The sequence below is a fragment of the Streptococcus sp. SCPM-O-B-23252 (M501) genome (assembly GCF_058200355.1).
The window spans coordinates 828,777-850,588 of sequence record NZ_JBYQGS010000001.1; the positions used below are offsets into that span (position 1 = coordinate 828,777).

A 21,812-nucleotide genomic window follows, 5' to 3' on the forward strand; every position below is an offset into this window, starting at 1 on the left:
ATTAGGCTCCTTTCAGTACAGTGGCTAACAAGTGGTCTTCTTTATGAGACCGGTACAGGAGAATGAACCAAGCATTAGTAATAAATAGAAAGAGAGTGACAAGAGCAATCCACCATTCTTGAGTGAGAAGGAATACCAGGAGGCTTCCTAATAGCAAGAGGCTACTTTCTGATAGCAAAATCATTTGGTGAATGTTTACAAATCCCAGACCTGCAATCTTCTTCAAGAAGATTTGTTTTCTAAACTCTTCAAAATATAGGAAATTCATAGTGTTAAAAAGAAGAACAGAGGTTGCTATACCAAAGACTCCTCCTGCAATCGCCATGAGATTTTCTATTTGTATGTTTTGGGCCATTTGCTGGTAAACGTCCACTGCATAGTCGTACTGACTAACACTTTTTTCAAGATTATACTCAGCGACTAGCTTCTTACTATTCTGAAGCCCATTAAAATAAAGGTAGGAATCTAGGTGGGTGAAATATGGATTCTCATAACCTCCAAAACTTTCAGGTTGCATAACCACTAAAACAGGATCTGTAAAGAATTGCTTATAGCTGATTGGTGTGTTGTTGTAGATAAAGCGTTTTTGATGATTCGGAATATACGTTACCTGCGCCTTCATTGATAAGGTGATATTTCCTTGATCATCTCGAGGAGATAGATAATCTTCATATCGTTTGATCATCTCCTCTTCTCGACCTTTTAATTTTTCCGGAAGTAAGAGACCAAATTCTCCTGCTTGTAAGTGATTTAAGTGATCTTTTTCTTCAGGAGAAACTGGAACATTCTGAATATCAAGATAATTTGGAGTTACATAGAGAGTTCGTGCAAGAGGATCGTAATCTGTGATTGAAAATTCTTTACCTGTATTGGGATCCGTCATAACTCCTTTTGAACTAAAAGATACGAGATTATGATAAGCTAAAAGACCACCATTTTCGATGCCAGACTCGATGAGCTTAGACCATTTTGCTCTGTCCTCAATTTGCGTCTCTTTGTTTGTTTTCTGTGAAAAATCCTCCCGACTTGTACTAATTTGGACCCAATTCGACTGTTTTAACCAAGCCTCACTTCCCTCTTGGTGAGTTTGCCAGACTGATCCAAAAATACTGATTCGATGAATCGCAAGGCCAATTAATGCCACAGCGAGAAATTGACAAATAAAGAGGAAAACCAATATGCGCTTCAATGGAACCTTCCCTTTTAAAAGGGGGACTAAATGAATCGTTTGAATACTATATGCAAAGAGGAAGGATAAGAAAACAGACAAAATTAGTAACATCCCATTGTAAATAATACTACTGAAAATAACGATGGAATAGGAAAAAGGTGTCAATTGAAAGCAATAAATCAGAACAGCACCCATTATACTTGCGCCAATACATCCCAAAAGCAACTCTATACTATCATCTTTTAGAGAATGTCCGAAAAGTTGCAAGCGTCTCATTCCTGAAATATATCGAATCCCAGCACTTCTCATTTCTTGTGTTTTTTGAATAATCGTAAAAGCGCTAAAACTAATGATAAAAATGACTAAGGCAAGTGATTGTGAACCTGAGCCAAAAAAGGCAATAAAGGTCAGCAGAAGATTCGGTTTCTCAATAAAAGTTTGTGAGAAACCAAGAGTATGAAGAGTTTGATCCAGCTTTTCAGTTTCCAATTCACCTGTTAATACATAATAATTCGTTAGCAGGCTTTCTTTGGCAGCCAGTTCTTTCTTCTCTCTTTTAATCCCAAGAGGAAGTTTTCCCTCTCCGTAGATTTCATAGGTGAAAACAACCTGCCCCTTAGAATCTGTTCTTTGTATCTGACGGGCAATTATACTATGATTTTCCCTTGCCAAGCGGTCTAAACTGGAAGATAAGTCTTCATATGTGACGCTCTTATCTTGTCTTACCACACCTACTACCGGAAGACTGCGGTGGATAAGCGTATTTGGAGAAATAAAGGCAATCCAAATCAAAAAGCTAGAGATGAAAAGGTTTGATAAAATAATAAAGACACGTTTCATATCATCACACTTTCTAAAGCAGAAAAGGAAAGTAATACCTAGCTAGTCAATTAATTTAATTGTATCGTGATTACTGAGTATAAAAATTTTAATTATATTATTGTAAACGAATACACTTTTCCACCTTTACTATACTACAAAATCCTTCGTAAAACAATAATTTCTATGTGAAACTAGTTTCAAAAAAGAGATCCGCTTCTGCGAATCTCTTATGACTTTATTCCACCACTGCTTCAGCAATTTCTTCTGCAGTGATACCTGCAAAGTAACGACCTAGATTAATGGTTTGAAGGGCTTTGAGGACGTCTTCACGTTCGTATTTAACGCCACGAAGAACATCTTCTACTGCTGCAACATCTTCGATACCAAAGAAGTCACCGTAAATCTTGATATCTTGAATTTTTGATTCAATGACATTAGCGAAGATTTCCACCTTACCGCTTGGGAATTTTGTGCCACGACGGACATTGTATTCAGGAGACTTTCCATAGTTCCAATCCCAGGTACCGAACTTGGTTTCCTTGATACGATTGATTTCAGCCAATTCTTCATCCGAGAAGACATATTCTGTCATCTCAGGGTATTCTTTCTTCATGTAGTCCAAAAGTAGGTCCCGGAACTCTTCCACCGTGATTTTTTCTGGCAACTCATCGATGATATTGGTCACACGAGCACGGACTGATTTAACCCCTTTGGACTCAAACTTGTCTTTAGACACCTTGAGAGCATTGGCAAGGACTGACAAATCAACGTCAAAAAGAAGGCAACCATGGTGCATGATCCGACCATTGATGTAAGCTTGGGCATTTCCACAGAATTTCTTGCCATCAATCTCTAGGTCGTTACGACCCATGAATTCAGCCTTAACCCCAAGTTGAGCCAAGGTGTTGATCACAGGAGTAGAAAAACTCTTGAAGTCAAAGGCCTTGTTTTCATCTTCTTTTGAAATGATGGTGTAGTTGAGGTTGTTCAAATCGTGATAAACAGCCCCACCACCACTGATCCGGCGAACCACTTCAATCCCATGCTCCCGAACATAGTCACGGTTGATTTCTTCGATGGTATTTTGGTGACGACCAACGATAATCGAAGGTTTGTTAATCCAAAGAAGGAAGATTTGATCCTCATCCAAGAGGTGCTTAAAAGCATACTCTTCTAAAGCAATATTAAAAGCAGTATCATTTGAATAATTAATAATGTATTTCATAGTAATTCCAAAAATTCGTTTTATAAATCCTACTCATAGTAAGATAAGCATTAGACAGAAATAGTTGAATTTCACTTGAATTTCTGAAGTAGTAAAAAGAAATGTAACGATAACTCGTTACATTTCTCGGAAAAATTGAGACAAGTGGCTCAATTTTTAGGCATGGAACTCTAAGAGAGGTCGCTGCCGTCCGTACTACTTTAAGAAAATTTAGTTGAAAGAATAGTATTATTTCTTCTTAGGTGAGTGAACTGCCAAGCCAAGTACATCCGCAAAGGCTTCGTACATCACTTCTGAGAAGGTTGGGTGACCATGAATGGTCTTGAGCATTTCTTCCACAGTGATTTCCATCTCAATGATGGTTGAAGCTTCGTTGATCAATTCAGCTGCTGCAGGACCAATGATATGAACCCCAAGAACTTCACCGTATTTCTTGTCTGCAATGACTTTAACAAAGCCTTGAGCCGCATCTGATGCAATGGCACGACCGTTCGCCGCAAAGTTAAATTTACCGATTTGAACGTCGTATTTCTCACGAGCTTGTTCTTCTGTCAAACCAACAGCCGCCACTTCTGGAAGTGTGTAGATGGCTGCAGGAGTCAAGTTCAATTTTGCAACAGCATGATTTCCCTTAAGAGCATTTTCAGCGGCAACTTCACCCATACGGAAGGCAGCATGGGCCAACATCTTAGTACCGTTGATATCACCTGGTGCATAGATACCTGGAACAGAAGTTTCCATGTATTCGTTAACCTTGATACGACCACGGTCTAATTCAAACTCGACTTCACCGATTCCTTCAAGATCTGGAACACGACCGATTGAAAGAAGAGCTTTGTTTGCGATGATATCATCTTTTCCTTCAACCTTGATACGGAGTTTGCCATCTTCTTCAATGATTTCTTGCAATTTCGTATCCGTCAAGATGGTCATACCCTTGCGTTCAAGGATCAAGCGAAGGTTCTTAGATACTTCTGCATCCATAGCTGGAACAATACGGTCCATCATTTCGATAACAGTAACTTTTGAACCAAAGGTCATGAAGGCTTGACCAAGTTCGATACCAACAACCCCACCACCGATGATGACAAGGCTTTCTGGAACTTCATTCATTTCAAGGATGTCGTCACTGGTCATGACAAGGGATGATTCCATACCTGGAACGTTAATCTTGCTAACTTTTGAACCACCAGCAAGGATGATTTTCTTGGTTTCAAGCAATTCTGAGCCATTGACCAAGACATTCTTATCTTTCGTAATGGTACCGATACCCTTATGAACATCCACTCCGTAGCTACGAAGAAGTCCAGCAACACCACCAACCAAGGTATTTACGACCTTGTTCTTGGTTTCAAGAACCTTATCCATATCCACTGAGAAACTTGGATTTTCAATGATAATACCACGGTTTGCCGCATGACCAATATTTTCAATGATTTCAGCGTTGTGGAGGTAAGTCTTAGTTGGGATACATCCGCGGTTCAAGCACGTTCCACCAAGTTCAGATTTCTCAACGAGTGCAACCTTACCACCTAATTGAGCTGCCTTAATAGCAGATACGTAACCAGCAGGACCCCCACCGATTACTACGATATCATAAGCATCATCGCTCTTATTGTCATCGTTTGAAGCACTTACTGTGGCTGGTGCTGGACTCGCTTCTGGTGCTGCTGCTCCAGCGGTTGGGATGTTTTCCCCTTCTTCACCAAGGTAACCGATCACTTCTGTTACAGGAACAGTTTCGCCGTCCCCTTTCAAGATAGCAATCAAGTAACCGTCTTCTTCCGCTTCCAACTCCATGCTGACTTTGTCTGTCATGATTTCAAGGAGAACTTCTCCTTCTTTTACAAATTCGCCAACTTTTTTATTCCACTGAACGATTTGTCCTTCGGTCATATCTACGCCGGCTTTCGGCATAATTACTTCTAAGGCCATTTTATTTCCCTCTTTTTCTTGTTTCTATTCTCTCTCGTTGATTAGACCAACATTGAAATCGGGTCTTCAATCAAGGCTTTCAAGTCTTTCATGAATTTGGCACCAGCCATCCCATCGACTACTCGGTGGTCAATGGTCAAGCCCAAGCTCATGATTGGACGAATAACAATTTCACCATTCACAACCACTGGTTTTTCAACCGTTGCACTAACGCCAAGGATGGCAGAATTTGGTTGGTTGATAATTGGTCCAAATGATTGAACGCCAAACATTCCCAAGTTACTGATGGTAAAGGTTGAGTTTTGCAATTCACTTGGAGCAAGCTTACCATCCAAGGTACGTCCGATAACATCCTTGAAGGCTACGACCAACTCTGACAAGGTCATCTTTTCAGCATTGTAGACAACTGGAGTCATCAATCCATTGTCCATCCCAACTGCCATCGCTAAGTTGACATAATTGTGAGTGATGATGGTTTTGCCATCTTCTGTTAATGACGCATTGATGTATGGATGTTTCATCAAGGTCTTAACCACTGCTAGAGAAAGCAAATCTGTTACAGTGACTTTCTTGCCAGTGGCCTCCATAATTGGATCCAATACCTTCTTACGAAGGGCCAACATTTGAGACATATCAATGTCATAGTTCAAAGTAAAGGTTGGTGCTGTCAAGTAAGATTCCACCATCCGTTGAGCGATTACCTTACGCATTGGTGTCATCGGAATCCGCTCGATCTCACCATAAGGTGTCACATTATCAGGAACTTCTTCGACTTTCTCAATTTGAGCAGGTGACTTAATGGTCTCATTCTCAATATTTTCAGGAAGGAAAGCAAGGACGTCCTTCTTCATAATTTTACCACGATGACCAGTTCCTTGGATTTCTTGCCAAGCAATATTGTGTTCTAAAGCAATTCGTTTTGCAAGTGGTGAAATGCGAACCACATTTGTGTCTTTATATGTTTCCACGTCTTCTTTGTGGACACGACCGTTTGCGCCTGAACCAGAAACATCATAGAGGTTGATCCCAAGATCATCCGCTAATTTTCTAGCCGCAGGAGTCGCTCTTAGCTTATCATCAGCCATGACCTCTCCTATTCTATTATAAGATACTAAGGGCGTCAAAAGTCTCAGTGAAAATAGGAAACTTGACGAAGAAACTTTAGTTTCTAGGAAAGTTTATCTTTTTCACCCAGACTTTAGCCCGAGTTCAATTTTATGATGCAAAGGGCGTTTAAAAGCGACTGAAAAATAGGAAATCAACGCAGACTTCGATGAAGTCAAGGAGATTTATCTTTTTTCCGAGCTTTTAGCCCATGCTCTAATCTAAGATATCAAGGACGTAGAGAACTTTGCATCACTAGATACAAAGTTTCCTAGTCTAATTTAATTAACATTACATAATTTATGTTATGTATTATTCTTTGTTGTATGTTTTACGAATGGCATCTTTGATGCTTTCAACTGTTGGGATCATTGCATTCTCAAGATTTTGTGCGTAAGGCATTGGCACATCTTTCCCCGCACAACGGCGGATTGGTGCATCCAAGTAATCAAATGCTTCTGATTCAGAGATAATAGCTGAGATTTCACCGATATAGCCACTTGTTTTGTGGGCATCATTAACAAGCACTACTTTTCCTGTCTTCTTGACAGAGTTAATGATAATCTCTTTATCAAGTGGAACCAAGGTACGTGGGTCTACTACTTCTACTGAGATGCCTTCTTCTGCCAATTCTTCAGCTGCTTGCATCACGCGACGAAGCATTTTCCCGTAGGTTACGACAGTGACGTCAGTTCCTTCGCGTTTGATTTCTCCGACACCAAGTGGAATCGTGTAGTCTGGATCAACTGGCACTTCCCCTTTTTGGTTGAATTCTGATTTGTATTCAAGAATGATAACGGGGTTGTTATCACGGATAGATGACTTGAGCAGTCCCTTCATATCCGCTGGCGTACCAGGAGCAACAACTTTCAAACCAGGAATATGAGTAAACCATGATTCCAAAGATTGGGAGTGTTGAGCTGCAGATCCAACTCCATTGCCAGCAGCACAGCGAACGGTCATCGGCACTTGCCCTTTTCCACCAAACATGTAGCGAGTTTTAGCAGCTTGGTTGACAATAGCATCCATGGCAATTACTGAGAAATCCATGAAGGTCATATCAACGATTGGGCGAAGTCCGGTCATGGCTGCCCCTGCTGCCGCACCTGAAATCGCAGCCTCAGAAATCGGACAGTCACGAACACGTTCTGGACCGAATTCCTCAAGCATTCCTACTGAAGTTCCGAAGTCTCCACCGAAAACTCCGACATCTTCCCCCATCAACAATACGTTTTCGTCGCGACGCATTTCCTCAGACATAGCAAGGATAATGGTATCGCGGAAAGACATTAATTTAGTTTCCATAATTCTTTACTCCCCCTTAGTCTGCGTAAATATCTTCGAAAGCTGATTCGAGTGGAGGGAATGGGCTTTCTTCCGCAAATTTAACTGAAGCTTCCACTGCTTCTTTTACTTCTTCTTGGATCTGATCCAATTCTTCTGCGCTCGCAATCTCATTCTCAAGGAGATACTTGCGAAGGTTTTCGATTGGATCTTTCTTCTTCCACTCTTCAACTTCTTCACGGGTCCGGTATTTACCAGGGTCTGAAGATGAGTGACCGAGCCAACGATAAGTGACACTTTCAATCAAGACAGGGCCTTTACCAGAGCGGACATGTTCAACAGCTTTTTGGAATCCTTCATAGACATCGATAACATTGTTTCCATCAGGAATAAACATTCCAGGAATACCGTAAGCAGCACTACGCTCGTGGATATGCTTGACATTGGTCATTTTTTTGATGTCAGCAGAGATTCCATAACCGTTATTGATACAGTAGAAAATTACCGGAAGATTCCAAATAGAAGCCATATTCACTGCTTCGTGGAAGACACCTTCGTTGGTTGCGCCGTCCCCAAAGAAGCAGACAACAATCTTGCCAGTCTTATGCATTTGTTGAGTAAGAGCAGCTCCTACTGCAATCCCCATACCACCACCAACAATACCGTTGGCACCAAGGTTACCTGCATCCAGGTCGGCGATGTGCATGGAGCCACCCTTCCCTTTACAAGTACCGGTATACTTACCAAGGATTTCTGCCATCATACCATTCAAATCGATTCCTTTAGCGATGGCTTGTCCATGTCCACGGTGGTTAGATGTCAGCAAATCATCATCGTTCAAAGCCAACATCGCTCCAACGTTAGCCGCTTCTTCCCCAACAGAAAAGTGCGTCATTCCTGGCACTTTTCCTTTTTTTACTAACTGTGCAATTTTTAAGTCCATGCGACGGATTTCTTCCATTTTACGGAACATTTCCAATAAGAGACTTTTATCTAATGTTGCCATTATTTCGCCTTTCTAAGCAATTATTCATTCTATTCTATTTTATTCTATCTCACTATGAAAACACTGTCAAAATAAATGCTCATTTCCTTTCACAAACTAATCTGTCTAGAATACTGATAGATATGAATTCCCAAACTGTTATATAAAAGATTCACAAAGTCGTTTTTTAATATGGATAATCAAAAAACCGATAGGGAAGACCTATCGGAATCATTTTATTGATGGCGTTGGCCGAAGTCATGAATCATTTGTTCTAACTCTTCACGACTTGGAGTTGTTAACATGTAAAGGTAGTCCCCTTGAAGCTCTGCAAAGGCCGCAGGCATATCTTTCTTCACACGGAATTGATCTCGGTATTTGGCCAAGACTTCTTCCTCTGAAAGGACATAAGCTGCATTGGCACGGCGTGAAGTCGCCAAGCAATAAAATGGCTCAAACTCAGAAGCTGGGAAAGGTTCTCCGGCTACGATGGCAGCATAGCCACGGTACAAATCAATCGAGTGAGCATAGTTGTAGACATCGATGGTAAAGCCACCTGCAGGGCGATTATTGTACTCGATCGCAATATAGTCATCCCCATCACGGAAAAATTCAATGTGGAAGAATCGTTCTTTCATACCAAAAGCTTTAACAATCGCTTCTCCGTATTGACGCAATTTTGGATCCATCTCTTTTAGGACATAATAAGAATTGTCCATCTTGTAGAGCATCAAGTCAAGTGGCGTATAAGCATAGTCAAAAGTCGTTGAGAAGACAATGTTGCCATCGCGATCGACCAGACCATCAAAGGTACAAATCTCACTAGAAGTGACGAATTTCTCAAAGAAATACTCAGTATGTCCATCCCATTCAGCCTTGAAATGGTCCACATCTTCTGCTGTTTCAAGCTTGAAGGTTGCTGCTGCTCCTACCCCATTGTCAGGCTTGGCGATTAATGGCAACCCAATCTTCTTCACAGCCTTGTCGATGTCTTTTTCAGCTTTGACCACTGCACCAGGTACGACTGGGACTCCAGCTTTCTTGAAGAGTTTTTTCATTTCTGATTTAAACTTGGTTTTCTTCAAATCTTTTGGCTTGGCACCGAAGACATTGAATTGCTCACGAAGCGCTGCATCTAATTCCAACCAGTATTCATTGTGGGATTCGATGCGATCGATTGGCCCGTGTTTGTAGAAAAGAAAGGCTACTGCACGCTTCACTTCGTCCCAGTTTTCCATGTTATCAACTCGGAAATACTCTGTTAAACTATTGCGCAATGGCTCGTCTAACTGTTCATAAGGCTCCTGACCAATTCCCAAGACCGTGATGCCTTTGTTAGCCAGCTCGATGGTAAATTGTTGAAAGTTTTGCGGATAATAAGGTGAAATAACAAGATAATTCATAGAGGTCTCCTCCTTTTTAGCTTATAAATACATCTGACCTAGGAAATAAGGCATTTGCTTGCGCCACCAGTCCCAATCATGGGCGACATCATGGCCCCACTCAGCGAACCATGCAGGAATATTTTTGTGATCAAAGGCTTCTTTCAGTTTGTAGAAAGATGGAAGCCCGTCTTGTTCCCAAGCCCCTAAACCAGTACAAACAACGATTTCAGCCTGACGGTAACGATCGATAAACCAGCCATCATTTTGGTTCCAGATATAATCAGATGGCGAGTTTTGATAAATGGCTTCATCTCCACCAAATTCACCAACAAAGAAACGAGCATCATAAACACCACTTAAAGCGATCACTTTGTTAAAGACATCTGGATGTTGCAAGAAGAAATTAAGCGCATGATAGGCTCCCATTGAGCAACCAGTTGTCATCATCGGGTCAAACCAGCCTGTTTTGTGTTTGATAAAAGGAATGGCCTCTTCAATCACATAGCGCTCGTAAGCACGGTGCATCTCTGCTCGATCATGAGGGTTTTTCCAATCACAAAGCCAGCTTTCACTATCAACACTCGAAAGGGTGAAGAATTGAACCCGACCTTCTTCGATAAACTGAGCACAAGCATCAATCATACCAAAGTCATAGTACTCGTTATGGCTTCCACCTGATGAAGCAAAGACTACAACAGGAATCCCTGCGTGTCCATAGCGATTCAAATACATTTCACGGTTAAGTTGACCACTCCAGTGGCTTAAATGTTCAATATTCATAAGTTCCCTCTTTTTCTATATTTCTTTATTTACAGTCTATTAATCCCATTTTTCTGCCAAAAAACGAAGGCATTCTGGAAGATTCTCAGCCCAGGCTTCTTCGTGGTGAATAGCCCCAGATTGAATCCGAATAGCAATATTTTCCAAAGCAACACCTTGTTGAATAACGTCATGATAGTACCGAAGGGATGAGTCAATATAGGCTTGCTTGATATTCCCCGCCATTAGCGTTTTATCTGTATCATCCGCCTCTTCAGTCCCCACATAGATGTAAATACGTTGATCTGCATAAAGATTCTTGCGCTCAATATAGCGGTCAAAGGCCTCTTGGTGCAACCAGTTAGCAGAGGAGAAGACTCCCAGACAACCGATTTGGTCTTGGTATTCCAAGCCCAAAAATTGGGTGATATTCCCACCAAGCGAAGATCCAATCATGGCTGTATGTTCTCTATCAGCAAGGGTTCGATATTCTTGATCAATAAAGGGCTTGACAACATCCATGACAAACTCCCCATACTCGACACCCTTGCCACCAAATTGCATACCAGGGATATTGGACTCCTTGTACTTCCAGGCAGAGTACTCGTTCATCCGTTGCAAACCATCGTTATCAATGGCAACGACAATCATGCGACTAATGTCTGGATTCCGCTTAATGGCTGGAATGACTTTCCAGGAATGACCTGCATAGGCTTCCTTGCTATACAAAACGTTTTGCCCATCGTGGAAATAAACCACAGGGTAGCGACGATCTGTATCTGTTTCATAATTCTTAGGTAATAAGACTCGCACACGACGGAGTTTTCCGGTATAAGGCACTTTCAACTCGTGTGTCTTCATCTCTAAATAAAAGTAGGATTTATTCATTGTCAGAAAACTCTCTATATTCTAAATTTTTATTTATTATACCATTTTTATAAGAAAAAGTCTGGATTTCTCCAAACTTTTTCATTGATTGACTTTATTTTCCAATAAATGTAGCCAGATCTTGTAAAGAACGTTCGGCAATTTTCTCATACCGTTCCTTCTTATCCCGAATGCGAGGGCCTTCCAGCTCTTTAATAATTCCAAAGTTGACATTCATGGGTTGGAAATGCTTGCTGTCGGCATGGGTAATATAGTGAGCGAGACTTCCGATGGCTGTTGTTTCTGGGAAAATCGCTACTTCTTCTCCTTTGAAAAGACGTGCCGCATTGATCCCAGCCACCAAACCTGAAGCCGCTGACTCGACATAGCCCTCTACTCCTGTCATTTGCCCCGCAAAGAAGAGGTTGGCTTGCTTCTTAGAACGGTAAGTCTGTTCAAGCAGATTTGGAGAGTCCATGTAAGAATTACGGTGCATGACGCCATATCTCACAAACTCCGCATTTTCCAAACCAGGAATCATTTGAAAGACTCGTTTTTGCTCGCCCCATTTAAGGTGAGTTTGGAAGCCAACGATATTGTAGAGACTAGCAGCTGCATTGTCTTGGCGCAATTGGACTACCGCATAAGGGGTCTTAAAATCCCCGTCACGAGGTCCTTTGTAGTCATCTGGATACTCGAGACCAACTGGTTTCATAGGACCATAGAGCATGGTTTTGACGCCTCGTTTGGCCATGACTTCAATTGGCATACAACCTTCGAAATACTTTTCTTTTTCAAAAGAGTTGAGCGGGGCTTCTTCCGCATTCACCAAAGCCTCATGGAAGTCCATAAACTCTTGTTTGGTCATGGGACAGTTGAGATAAGCCGCTTCTCCTTTGTCATAACGAGACTTGAGGTAAACCTTGTTCATATCGACGGTATTGACATCGATGATTGGAGCTGCTGCATCATAGAAATAGAAGCCATCGCCACCATTAAGCGCGTGGATCTTTTCTGCCAAGGCATCGCTGGTTAGAGGCCCCGTTGCGACCACTGTGATGGCATCTGTCGGCAATTCAGTAATTTCATCGCGAATCACTTCAATGAGAGGGTGTTGGGACACCTTCTCCGTCACCCGGCTAGCAAAACCTTCTCGGTCCACTGCCAGTGCTCCACCGGCTGGTACCCGGGTCGCTTCAGCTGCTTCAAGGATGACAGAACCTAGACGGCGCATTTCTTCTTTGAGGAGCCCGACAGCATTGGTGAGAGAATCCCCACGAAGAGAGTTGGAACACACTAACTCAGCAAAGTTATCTGTTTTGTGTTGCGGAGTAGATTTTACTCCCCGCATTTCATAGAGCTTCACCGGAATTCCCTGTTGGGCAATCTGGTAAGCTGCTTCAGAGCCAGCAAGGCCAGCACCGATAACATTGATATAAGATTGAGACATGACACTAATACCTCTTTGGGTATCCAAACATCCCACTAAGCTGTTAGACACCCACAAATCTTTCTAATTTTCTACTTGGTCCATTATACCAGAAAGCCAAGTAAAAAGACAGGGAGGGTTTCCTTCCTGTCTTAGACCTAAGTCTGTTATTTGTTTTCTTATAGACACAACCAAGCAGCAAAGAGGGCTGATAGGATACTGAACAAGGACCCGATTAAATAATACTCTGCGAAGGCTGGATTCTCCGAAATTTTATTGTAGCGGGCGATAGATTTGGCCGTAAAGACCAGTCCGATAGAAGCAAATTTGCCGTAGACAAGACAGGCACCGATAATCAACCGCTCTAAGAAGCCAATCATGGAACCAGCCCCAGTGATGGTATCCATTTTCTCCTCCATCGTCGGCTGGTAATTAGCAAAAAGAATTTTAAAGACGATATTGGTCGGTTTTCCCACTAGGAGGACATAAAAGATTAACTTTAAACTGTCAATAGGCAAATAAGTCGTGCCATTTTTAGCTCCCCAAAGGACTAGGAAACTAATGATACCGACATGCAAGACTTGATCCAAGGCAAAAGTCCAGGTGGTTGGTAGTTTCAATTGTTGCTGCACGATCGGTTTCAAGAAATCTATTCCCGCATGAGTCAACAAAATGATCAAGCAAATCCACCACAAATCCAGATGGCAGAGGGAAACGACGAATAGAGGCAGAGCTACATACAGAATGTGAAGGCCGAGCACCTTCTTATCCTGGTCCTTGTGGTCCGCCATCTTTTGGCTTTGAAAATAATAATCCGACAACAAATGACAACTCAACAAGAGAAGCAAGTATGGATTTGTTACGATATTAGATAATCCTGTCATAAGCCTCTCCTTACGCTAAACTTTGAATACTAGCTAGTGCTGCTGCTCGCCCCCGTAAGTAAACACGGATACTACTACTTTTCAGCCGTTTAGAGAGAGCACTCGGGTTGATGGCTAGCGATTGGGCCAAATCCTGCTGGCTAAAATTCTCACTATATACACATCTCTTAAGAAGATCTAGCAGGATTTCTTCCTGACTGCCACGCCAACCCGAACGAATAGCTTCACCGGAAGCGATGAGGGCATTCACAAAGAAGTCTTGCTTTTCCTTCCCACTTGAAAAATAGATCTGGGTATTGCCGTAGTCATTTTTCTGATGGACCAGATTGATGGCGCTGCGTGCATTCCAATAGGCTGGCCCATCCGCACCGATACTTTGTAAAGGATCAATATCCGTTAAAATCTCCCCGAGACCAATCCCGAAACGAAGTTGAGTCGGCTTTAGTTCTGAACGCAGGGTATCAATGATTTGAAAAACCGGAGCCTCCACTTTTAAAAGCGCTTGAAACTCATCCCCCAAAGTTAGGGTAAAAGCCGATGCTAGGCAGTTTTTAAAAAGCTCATTGATCTTTTGAAGCGTTTTTTCCAACTGTTTTTGCAGGTCAAAACGCTCTTGAACCATTTTGGAATCAATGACATCTGCAATCAAAGCAAGATACATAAGCCCACCTCCTTGTGTCTATTATAACGAAAAAAAACAAAAATGTCTATTATAACAGACATTTTTAAAAATTGCCGTTATAATAGACATCGAATGATTCTAAAAGATTATTTCACTTTTTCTTCTTCATAGTCGCCGTTGCTACATACGACCTGCTTACCACCACCACGAACTTTTTTCTCAACTAGATAGTGACCACATTTCGGACAGTCACGGCCGATTGGCTTATCCCAAGAGGTGAATTCGCAGTCTGGGTAGCGATTGCAGCCATAGAAGAGACGATTCCGTTTGGTTTTACGCTCGATAATTTGGCCTTGGTGACAATCTGGACACTCCACTCCAATTTCCTTAACGATAGCTTGGGTATGGCGACAATCAGGGAAATTGCTACAAGCGAAGAACTTACCGAATCGACCCAACTTGATGACCATCGGACTTCCGCAAACCTCACAGTCAAATCCAGCAGCCTCATCCTTGATTTGGATTTTTTCCATTTCCTCTTCAGCTTTTGCTACTTCTTTTTTAAAGGGTTGGTAGAAGGAATCAATGACCTTTTGCCACTGTTCTTTCCCGAGTTCGACATCATCCAGCTTCCCTTCCATCTCTGCGGTAAAGGTTACATTGACGATATCTGGGAAGAATTCAACGATCAGTTTATTGACGATTTCTCCTAATTCGGTTGGCTCGAAGCGTTTGGCTACAAGCTTCACATAATAGCGTTTTTGAATGGTCTCAATGGTCGGTGCATAGGTTGAAGGACGACCAACACCGTTTTCTTCTAAAGTCTTAATCAAGGTCGCTTCAGAATAACGAGCTGGTGGTTGGGTAAAGTGCTGTTCAGGTTTACTGTTGACCTGAGTGACGGTGTCCCCTTCTTCCATGTCCGGTAGCATCTTATTTTTGTCCGAATCATTGTAGATCGCCAAATAGCCGTCAAACTTCACCTGACTACCATTTGCTGTATATTGAACCCCATTTTGCCCCAAACGGACATTCATGGTATCAAAAACAGCTGCCGTCATCTGACTAGCCACAAAACGATTCCAGATCAAGGTGTAGAGCTTAAGCTGGTCCTTGTCTAGGTACTTGGCAATTTTCTCAGGCGTATTGTAGACACTAGAAGGACGAATGGCTTCGTGAGCATCTTGAGCACCAGAAGCATTCTTAACCCGACTACCATGCTTAGAATACTTGTCTCCAAATCGATCAACGATAAAGCTAGCTGCTTCATTTTGAGCGACTGGACTAATCCGAGTCGAATCCGTACGCATATACGTGATCAAACCTTGAACACCAGATCCAATATTGATTCCTTCGTACAATTGCTGGGCCACCATCATGGTCTTACGTGTACGGAAGTTAATCTTATTGGCTGCGTCCATCTGCATGGAAGAAGTTGTGTAAGGAAGCGGCGCATTGCGTTTGCGCTCTTTCTTCTCTACCTTTTCAACGATATACTCTTTCCCATCGAGATGTGAAAGAACGGCTTTCACATCCTCCTGGTTTTGAAGCTTCATCTTCTTGCCATTCATTCCATAGAAATTGGCTTGGAATTGCTTGGTCCCCTTTTTAAAGGTTCCATCAATTGTCCAATATTCTTCTGGTTGGAAGGCATTGATTTCTTCTTCCCGGTCAATAATCAATTTAAGAGCAACGGATTGCACCCGACCAGCCGAAAGTCCCTTCTTCACCTTTTTCCATAGAATTGGTGAGATGGAGTAGCCGACAATCCGGTCCAAGACACGACGTGCTTGTTGAGCATCTACCAGATCCATATCGATCTTACGGGGTTCTTGAAAGGCATTTTTTACCGCATCCTTGGTAATTTCGTTGAAAACAACACGGTTCTTATCTTCCTTATCCAACTGAAGAATATGCGCCAAATGCCAAGAAATAGCTTCTCCTTCACGGTCCGGGTCACTTGCGAGAAAGACTTGTTTGGCTTTTTTAGCCTCTTTTTTCAAATCATTAATCAAAGGACCTTTTCCGCGAATATTGATGTACTCTGGTTCGTAATTGTTATCAAAATCAATAGACATGGTAGATTTTTTCAAGTCACGAATATGACCCACGCTGGCCATGACCTTATAATTTCTACCAAGATACTTTTCAATCGTCTTAGCTTTCGCAGGAGACTCCACGATGACTAAATTCTTTTTAGTTGTTGTGGTTTTCTTTTTTGTTTTAGTAGCCACTTTTTTACCTCTATTTTGTAATAAACCTCATAGAGTGTAAACTATTTTTTTCGGGATGTCAACCGTGAAGTTCTCCTATAGGAAAACTCATTTTAAAATTCAAACTCATCTAGGACATCTTTTCCACTGGTGACCAGCTTTGCACCTTCTTGAATGAGGTGGTGACAGCCATCTGAACGTCCATCCAAGATTGAACTAGGAATAGCTAAGACATCTCGCCCTTCTTCCATAGCACGCTCGCATGTGATCAGACTTCCAGACCGCATCCGCGCTTCCGCCACAATCACTGCTCTAGAAAGCCCAGCAATAATCCTATTGCGCTCTGGGAAATGGTGTTTCTGAGGACCTTGACCTGGACCGTATTCGGTAAGAACTAAATGGTTCCCACTCATGTACTTCTGCAATTGTTTATTGGATCTAGGATAGAAGACATCTAAGCCAGTCCCAATCACTCCAATTGTTTTTCCTCCATTTCGAATAGCAGCATAATGGGCTGCAGCATCAATCCCCTTGGCTAATCCACTCACCACAATCAATTCATTATTTAACTCGTTAATGATTTTCTCGACGGATTGAATCCCTGTGCGACTACAGGATCGACTTCCTACGACCGCAATCTTTGGCTGTTTAAGAAGATCAATATTGCCTGAGTAAAACAACAAAACAGGTGGGTTATGCATCCAGAGAAGTTCTTCAGGGTATTCCGGATCCATAATGGAAATCGAATCGAACTCCTTGAACTCTTCTCTCAAGACCTTGTCATCAATCCGGATATACCGTTCCATAAATAGTGTTTGATTGCGACAACCTGCAATTTTTGCCATTAATTCTAAAGAGGGCCACTCCCCATTCATTTCCCAGTAATTGACAATGTTAAAAACCTGTAAATTTGATAGGCCAGCAACCTTTAATTTATAAAGTTCATATTTGTTCATTTGTAAACCTCAATTTCTACTATCTATTTATAATATTCGTAAAAGAAAACAAAAAAAGCTCTAAAAATAGAACTTTTTAATGATTTTCTAAGATGTTAAAATGACAAACTGCCCCCAAAAGATTACTTGAGTTGTGGTAACGAGCTGCTTGAATCTCCACTAAAGAAAATCGTTGCTCCCCACTTTCCTCCATCAGGCTTTTATACTGATGGTTAATCTCTTCTAAAAGAAGGGGTTGACTACTAATTCCCCCACCAATCGTCACTTTTTCAAGCCGAACCAAAGACTGAAGGTTATAGATTAGGATCGCAATTTCCCGACAATAAGAAGCAAATAAGTCTTGCAATTCCTCATGATGACCAGCTTCAAGGACTTCAAAAACTTGAACTCCATCTTCTTCAGGCAATTCTAAGAGCCGACTAGCATTAGCCACAAAATTGACTGCAGAGCCTAAATTTTGAACCAAACTGGAAATCCCATGTCTCAAAATCTCGGTCTGATATTGCTTTTGTTCAGGAGTCATTTGCTTCTCCCCTAAGCTTGGCCAACGAAGATAATCCTTGAGATTCCAGGTGGAAATTAAGGAACCGTTGGAAGTCAAGGCTAAGCCTACCCCAGTTCCTAAAACAAAGGTTGCGCCACAATCACAATCCTGGAGGTTTCCAATTCGTGCTTCTGCCAAGCCTGCAGCATCCCCATCGTTGAGGACGGTCACAGGGACTTGAAAAGTCTTATTTAAACGAGAAGCTAAAGGAATATTCCTTAAATAAGGAATGAGGCCACCTTTGAAGACAAATCCCAGTCGACTATTGATTTCACCCGGACAAGAGATGGCGATCCCAGTGATTCGATTCTGGAACAAGCAAATCACGCGCTCAAGAGCTTCCCAGAATTCCTCAATAGTAGCTGGTGTCGGAACTTTAGAGGAATCACTCACCTGATAGGCTTCATCCACTAAGGCATATTTAATAAAGGTCCCGCCAATGTCAAAGGCTAATAGCATTTCCTTCCCTCCTAATCAACATCCGTCATGGACTTAATGGGTTCGAAGCTTCGGCGATGGATAGGAGTGACCCCATGTCTTTCCAAGCCCTCAAGATGATTGCTTGTCCCATACCCCGCATTCTGAGCAAAATCATAACCTGGATACTCTTGGTCATAGGCTGCCATCATCTGATCTCGTGTCACCTTCGCCACAATAGAAGCCGCAGCGATAGACAGAGAATTAGCATCTCCTTTGATGATGGATGTCTGAGAAATAGGGAGAGCCAATTTCATAGCATCAATCAAGAGGTGTTGAGGTTGAGGATCCAATTCTTGAATAGCCTCTAGCATGGCTAATTTGGTTGCTTCATAAATATTAACCTGATCAATGACCTGATTATCTTTTATCCCAATCCCGACAGAGAGAGCCTGGTCTAAAACCGCTTGATAAATAGCATAGTGCTTCGATTTTGGAATTTTCTTACTATCGTTTAAACCTGGAATCTTACAATTTTCCGGCAGAATAACGGCTGCTGCGACGACAGGACCTGCCAAAGGGCCTCTCCCTACTTCATCCACACCTGCAATAAGATGAATCCCTCGAGCATAGAGTTCTTTCTCATAGGCTAGCATTTTTTCTAAACGCAAGTCTTCGTCCACTTGTTTTTGGAGTTCGCGTTTTCGTTTGCTGATAGCCGCTTGAACGCCCGCTCGACCATCAAGGATCAACTCTTCAAATAAGGGATGATCCAGCCTATTAATCGTTGCCAAACACTCTTTGATTTCTTTAATCGTTGGCATCCACTTCACCTACACGATCAAGGGTATAGCGACCCAAACGACCATCACGTACATCCTTGACGAACAAGCTGTAAAAGCGATCGTAATCATCTCGGAAGCCTAAGCGTTGAGTCATCTCCATAATGATTTCTGGCGCTTCCTGCTCCAAATCCATTTGTTTATAGCGTTCTTGTAACTCTTTTGGGTAATGGGATTTAAAATACTCAAGACCAAAAATAGTCACCTCATCCATTGGCAATAACTGGTCCTTAATGGCACCCGTTAAAGCTAATTTTAGAGCTACATCTTCATCTTCAAATTTTGGCCAAAGAATCCCTGGGGTATCCAAGATTTCGAGGTCCTTATTGGTTTTCAACCACTGTTGCCCCTTGGTCACTCCTGGTTTATTTCCAACAACCGCAATCTTTTTCCCTGCTAGGCGGTTCATCAGCGTTGATTTACCAGCGTTGGGAATCCCAATAATCATGGTCCGAAGGGTTTCGATTTGAATCCCCCGTTCTTTCTGGCGAGCAATTTTATCGGCCATCAAAGACTTGGCAGCATCTGTAACCTTCTTAACCGTAGATTGCTCTTTGGAGTTGATAGCCAAGGTTTTGATTCCTTGCGACTCAAAATACTCCTGCCATTCTTTTGTAGCGACAGGATCGGCCAAGTCTACCTTGTTCAGAATCATCAACTTAGGCTTGTCACCAACAATTTTTGTTAACATAGGATTTTGACTTGATAGAGGCAAACGAGCGTCCACCAAAATTGTCACAAAATCCACAAATTTAATATTTTCTTGTACTTGTCTTCTAGCTTTGGACATGTGTCCAGGAAACCATTGAATAGTTGCCATGTTCTCCATTCCTTTCCAGTTCAGTCTTTTCTATTATAACATGTTTTATTTAATTCTCAGCGTCAAATGAGAATACAAAAAATGAAGCTACCTAGGTAACTTCATTTTTTTCTATTCCGTCCAATTAATCAACGATTTCAATTGATCGTCCATTGTATAGGTAAAAGTATCTATATTTCTAGTAAAGGAGTTCTTCAAATCATTCTGGTCAGAAAAGTTTTGAAAATTATACTTCTTAGAATCTTTTTCAAAAGTCTGAATAGTTTTTCCAGGATTTTCATGAGCATTGTCTTTCCCATGATTTTCAACCTGTTCAATAACTGTAATTTTCGAAATTACAATATAACTTGTTTTTGTTTTACCATAGGAGGTATTGGTAATAGAGTATACATAGATTAGCTGTGGGATTTTGGAATCAAATGTACCTCCCCAGTCAACTCCATCTTTTATTGCCGCAAAAGCCATCCCTTCAAATTTTGGAAGGACTTTGTAATTGCGATCAGCCACATAAGCCTTTGCTGCATCCTCTACATTTTTAGAGATGGCTTCTTGTGTATCCTCATCCACTTTTGACAAGGAAGTCACATAAGCCCCTTCCTCAAAATCAGCCAAAGTGACCTTGTATTTCATACTGTCTTTTCCTTTCTCAACAGTTTGACCGTTTTCTTTCAACGCATTTTTACCACTTTCATTGAGACGAATTTCAATTTCATCTCCAACTGCAATGGGATCATTACTTGAAACTTCTTTTCCATTCAGATAATAATCAAATGGAAAACCATATTTAGCGGTTGCCTTTGCAACAATTTCTACATCTTTTCCTTCAAATTGAGAAGGTTTTGATAAAGTTCCATTTGGAGAAATGCCCTTGATTTTTGGATAAAAACCCTTAAAGGGGTCAACACCTACAAGCGGGATTAGATCTGCCTCCTGAGTTACAGATGTACCAGTAAAGTGAAGGCCAGGTATCATGTTTTCAAGATCACTTTTATCGTAAAGTAATTTAACCGTAATTTTATCGTGGTTGTTTAGGTTCTTTCGCTCTTTTACATCTATCAGCTCATCCCCTTTATAAACGCTAAATTCTACTTTTGAAACTAACTGATCAATATTGTAATTTGAACTCTCCGTTTTGGAGTGATCCGCTTTAAGTTTCTTCTTGATATCCCGGTCTAAATTTTCCTTATTTAAACTAACTGACTTCTCAACAATAAATCCTTCACCATCATTCCCTTTGATTTCCAGCTTTACATAATCCTCTAAATTAATGGTGTCACTGCTTCCACGGTTCAATAGGAAATAACTTGCAACAGCAATGACAGCAAGAAGGACAAAAATCCCTGCTAAAATTCCTCTAATGTTTCTTTTTGGTTTTTTAGGTTCTGGGGCTTGAGTTGGACTTGGCCCTAATTGAACTGTCTTTGGTTGAAAAGCAACAGCTTTTGGTTCAGCTTTGGCAGCTACTTGAACTTTAGCACCACATTTAGAACAAAAGGCATCACCAGCATTGATGGGTGCCTGGCAATTGGTACAGTTTTTCATAAATCA

At 41.6% G+C, this 21,812-nt stretch carries 18 protein-coding genes; all 18 read right to left on the reverse strand.

The annotated features are described in order from the left end of the window. Position 1: 1 nt before the first annotated feature. Positions 2-2,011: a DUF1430 domain-containing protein gene (locus tag AC3E6G_RS04040; protein ID WP_490700507.1), complete on the reverse strand. Its 2,010-nt coding sequence runs from the start codon at positions 2,009-2,011 to the stop codon at positions 2-4. Positions 2,012-2,228: 217 nt separating this feature from the next. Continuing rightward, positions 2,229-3,218, reverse strand: a complete 990-nt coding sequence (gene lplA / locus AC3E6G_RS04045) for a lipoate--protein ligase (RefSeq protein ID WP_490700508.1) — start codon at positions 3,216-3,218, stop codon at positions 2,229-2,231. A 228-nt stretch (positions 3,219-3,446) separates the two neighbouring features. Then, on the reverse strand, positions 3,447-5,153 hold the full coding sequence (lpdA, locus tag AC3E6G_RS04050) for a dihydrolipoyl dehydrogenase (protein ID WP_061563965.1): 1,707 nt from the start codon (positions 5,151-5,153) through the stop codon (positions 3,447-3,449). A 41-nt stretch (positions 5,154-5,194) separates the two neighbouring features. Next, positions 5,195-6,238 (reverse strand): dihydrolipoamide acetyltransferase, encoded by a 1,044-nt coding sequence (locus AC3E6G_RS04055; protein WP_048691178.1) that lies wholly within the window; start codon positions 6,236-6,238, stop codon positions 5,195-5,197. Positions 6,239-6,569: 331 nt separating this feature from the next. Next, positions 6,570-7,562 carry an alpha-ketoacid dehydrogenase subunit beta gene (locus tag AC3E6G_RS04060; RefSeq protein WP_490700509.1) on the reverse strand — a complete coding sequence of 331 codons (993 nt, stop codon included), beginning with the start codon at positions 7,560-7,562 and terminating at the stop codon, positions 6,570-6,572. 16 nt (positions 7,563-7,578) lie between these two features. Further along, positions 7,579-8,547: a thiamine pyrophosphate-dependent dehydrogenase E1 component subunit alpha gene (locus tag AC3E6G_RS04065; RefSeq protein ID WP_049514824.1), complete on the reverse strand. Its 969-nt coding sequence runs from the start codon at positions 8,545-8,547 to the stop codon at positions 7,579-7,581. A gap of 215 nt (positions 8,548-8,762) precedes the next feature. Further along, on the reverse strand, positions 8,763-9,929 hold the full coding sequence (locus tag AC3E6G_RS04070) for an ATP-grasp domain-containing protein (protein WP_490700510.1): 1,167 nt from the start codon (positions 9,927-9,929) through the stop codon (positions 8,763-8,765). A 21-nt stretch (positions 9,930-9,950) separates the two neighbouring features. After that, the gene (locus AC3E6G_RS04075) at positions 9,951-10,691 is read right to left on the reverse strand and encodes an esterase family protein (RefSeq protein WP_490700511.1); all 741 of its coding nucleotides are present in this window, start codon (positions 10,689-10,691) and stop codon (positions 9,951-9,953) included. A gap of 39 nt (positions 10,692-10,730) precedes the next feature. Continuing rightward, entirely contained in the window at positions 10,731-11,558 is an 828-nt protein-coding gene (locus AC3E6G_RS04080) for an alpha/beta hydrolase (RefSeq protein ID WP_061563962.1), read from the reverse strand. Positions 11,559-11,652: 94 nt separating this feature from the next. Continuing rightward, complete coding sequence (gene trmFO, locus AC3E6G_RS04085; protein ID WP_490700512.1) at positions 11,653-12,987, reverse strand: methylenetetrahydrofolate--tRNA-(uracil(54)-C(5))-methyltransferase (FADH(2)-oxidizing) TrmFO; 1,335 nt, start codon at positions 12,985-12,987, stop codon at positions 11,653-11,655. Positions 12,988-13,145: 158 nt separating this feature from the next. Beyond that, positions 13,146-13,850, reverse strand: coding sequence for a DUF3307 domain-containing protein (locus tag AC3E6G_RS04090; RefSeq protein ID WP_490700513.1), 705 nt, complete (start codon positions 13,848-13,850; stop codon positions 13,146-13,148). Between the two features lie 10 nt (positions 13,851-13,860). Next, positions 13,861-14,511, reverse strand: a complete 651-nt coding sequence (locus AC3E6G_RS04095) for a SatD family protein (RefSeq protein WP_238656371.1) — start codon at positions 14,509-14,511, stop codon at positions 13,861-13,863. Positions 14,512-14,618: 107 nt separating this feature from the next. Beyond that, positions 14,619-16,706 carry a type I DNA topoisomerase gene (topA, locus tag AC3E6G_RS04100; protein ID WP_238656370.1) on the reverse strand — a complete coding sequence of 696 codons (2,088 nt, stop codon included), beginning with the start codon at positions 16,704-16,706 and terminating at the stop codon, positions 14,619-14,621. Between the two features lie 92 nt (positions 16,707-16,798). After that, a complete protein-coding gene (dprA, locus tag AC3E6G_RS04105; RefSeq protein WP_490700514.1) occupies positions 16,799-17,641 on the reverse strand; it encodes a DNA-processing protein DprA in 843 nt (280 codons plus the stop codon). Positions 17,642-17,717: 76 nt separating this feature from the next. After that, a complete protein-coding gene (locus AC3E6G_RS04110) occupies positions 17,718-18,644 on the reverse strand; it encodes an ROK family protein (RefSeq protein ID WP_238656368.1) in 927 nt (308 codons plus the stop codon). Between the two features lie 11 nt (positions 18,645-18,655). Continuing rightward, positions 18,656-19,426, reverse strand: a complete 771-nt coding sequence (rnhB, locus tag AC3E6G_RS04115) for a ribonuclease HII (protein ID WP_238656367.1) — start codon at positions 19,424-19,426, stop codon at positions 18,656-18,658. Beyond that, entirely contained in the window at positions 19,413-20,264 is an 852-nt protein-coding gene (ylqF, locus tag AC3E6G_RS04120; RefSeq protein WP_490700515.1) for a ribosome biogenesis GTPase YlqF, read from the reverse strand. The genes rnhB and ylqF overlap by 14 nt, the downstream gene beginning before the upstream one ends. Positions 20,265-20,375: 111 nt before the next feature. Then, entirely contained in the window at positions 20,376-21,806 is a 1,431-nt protein-coding gene (locus tag AC3E6G_RS04125) for a zinc-ribbon domain-containing protein (RefSeq protein ID WP_048788996.1), read from the reverse strand. Positions 21,807-21,812: the final 6 nt, after the last annotated feature.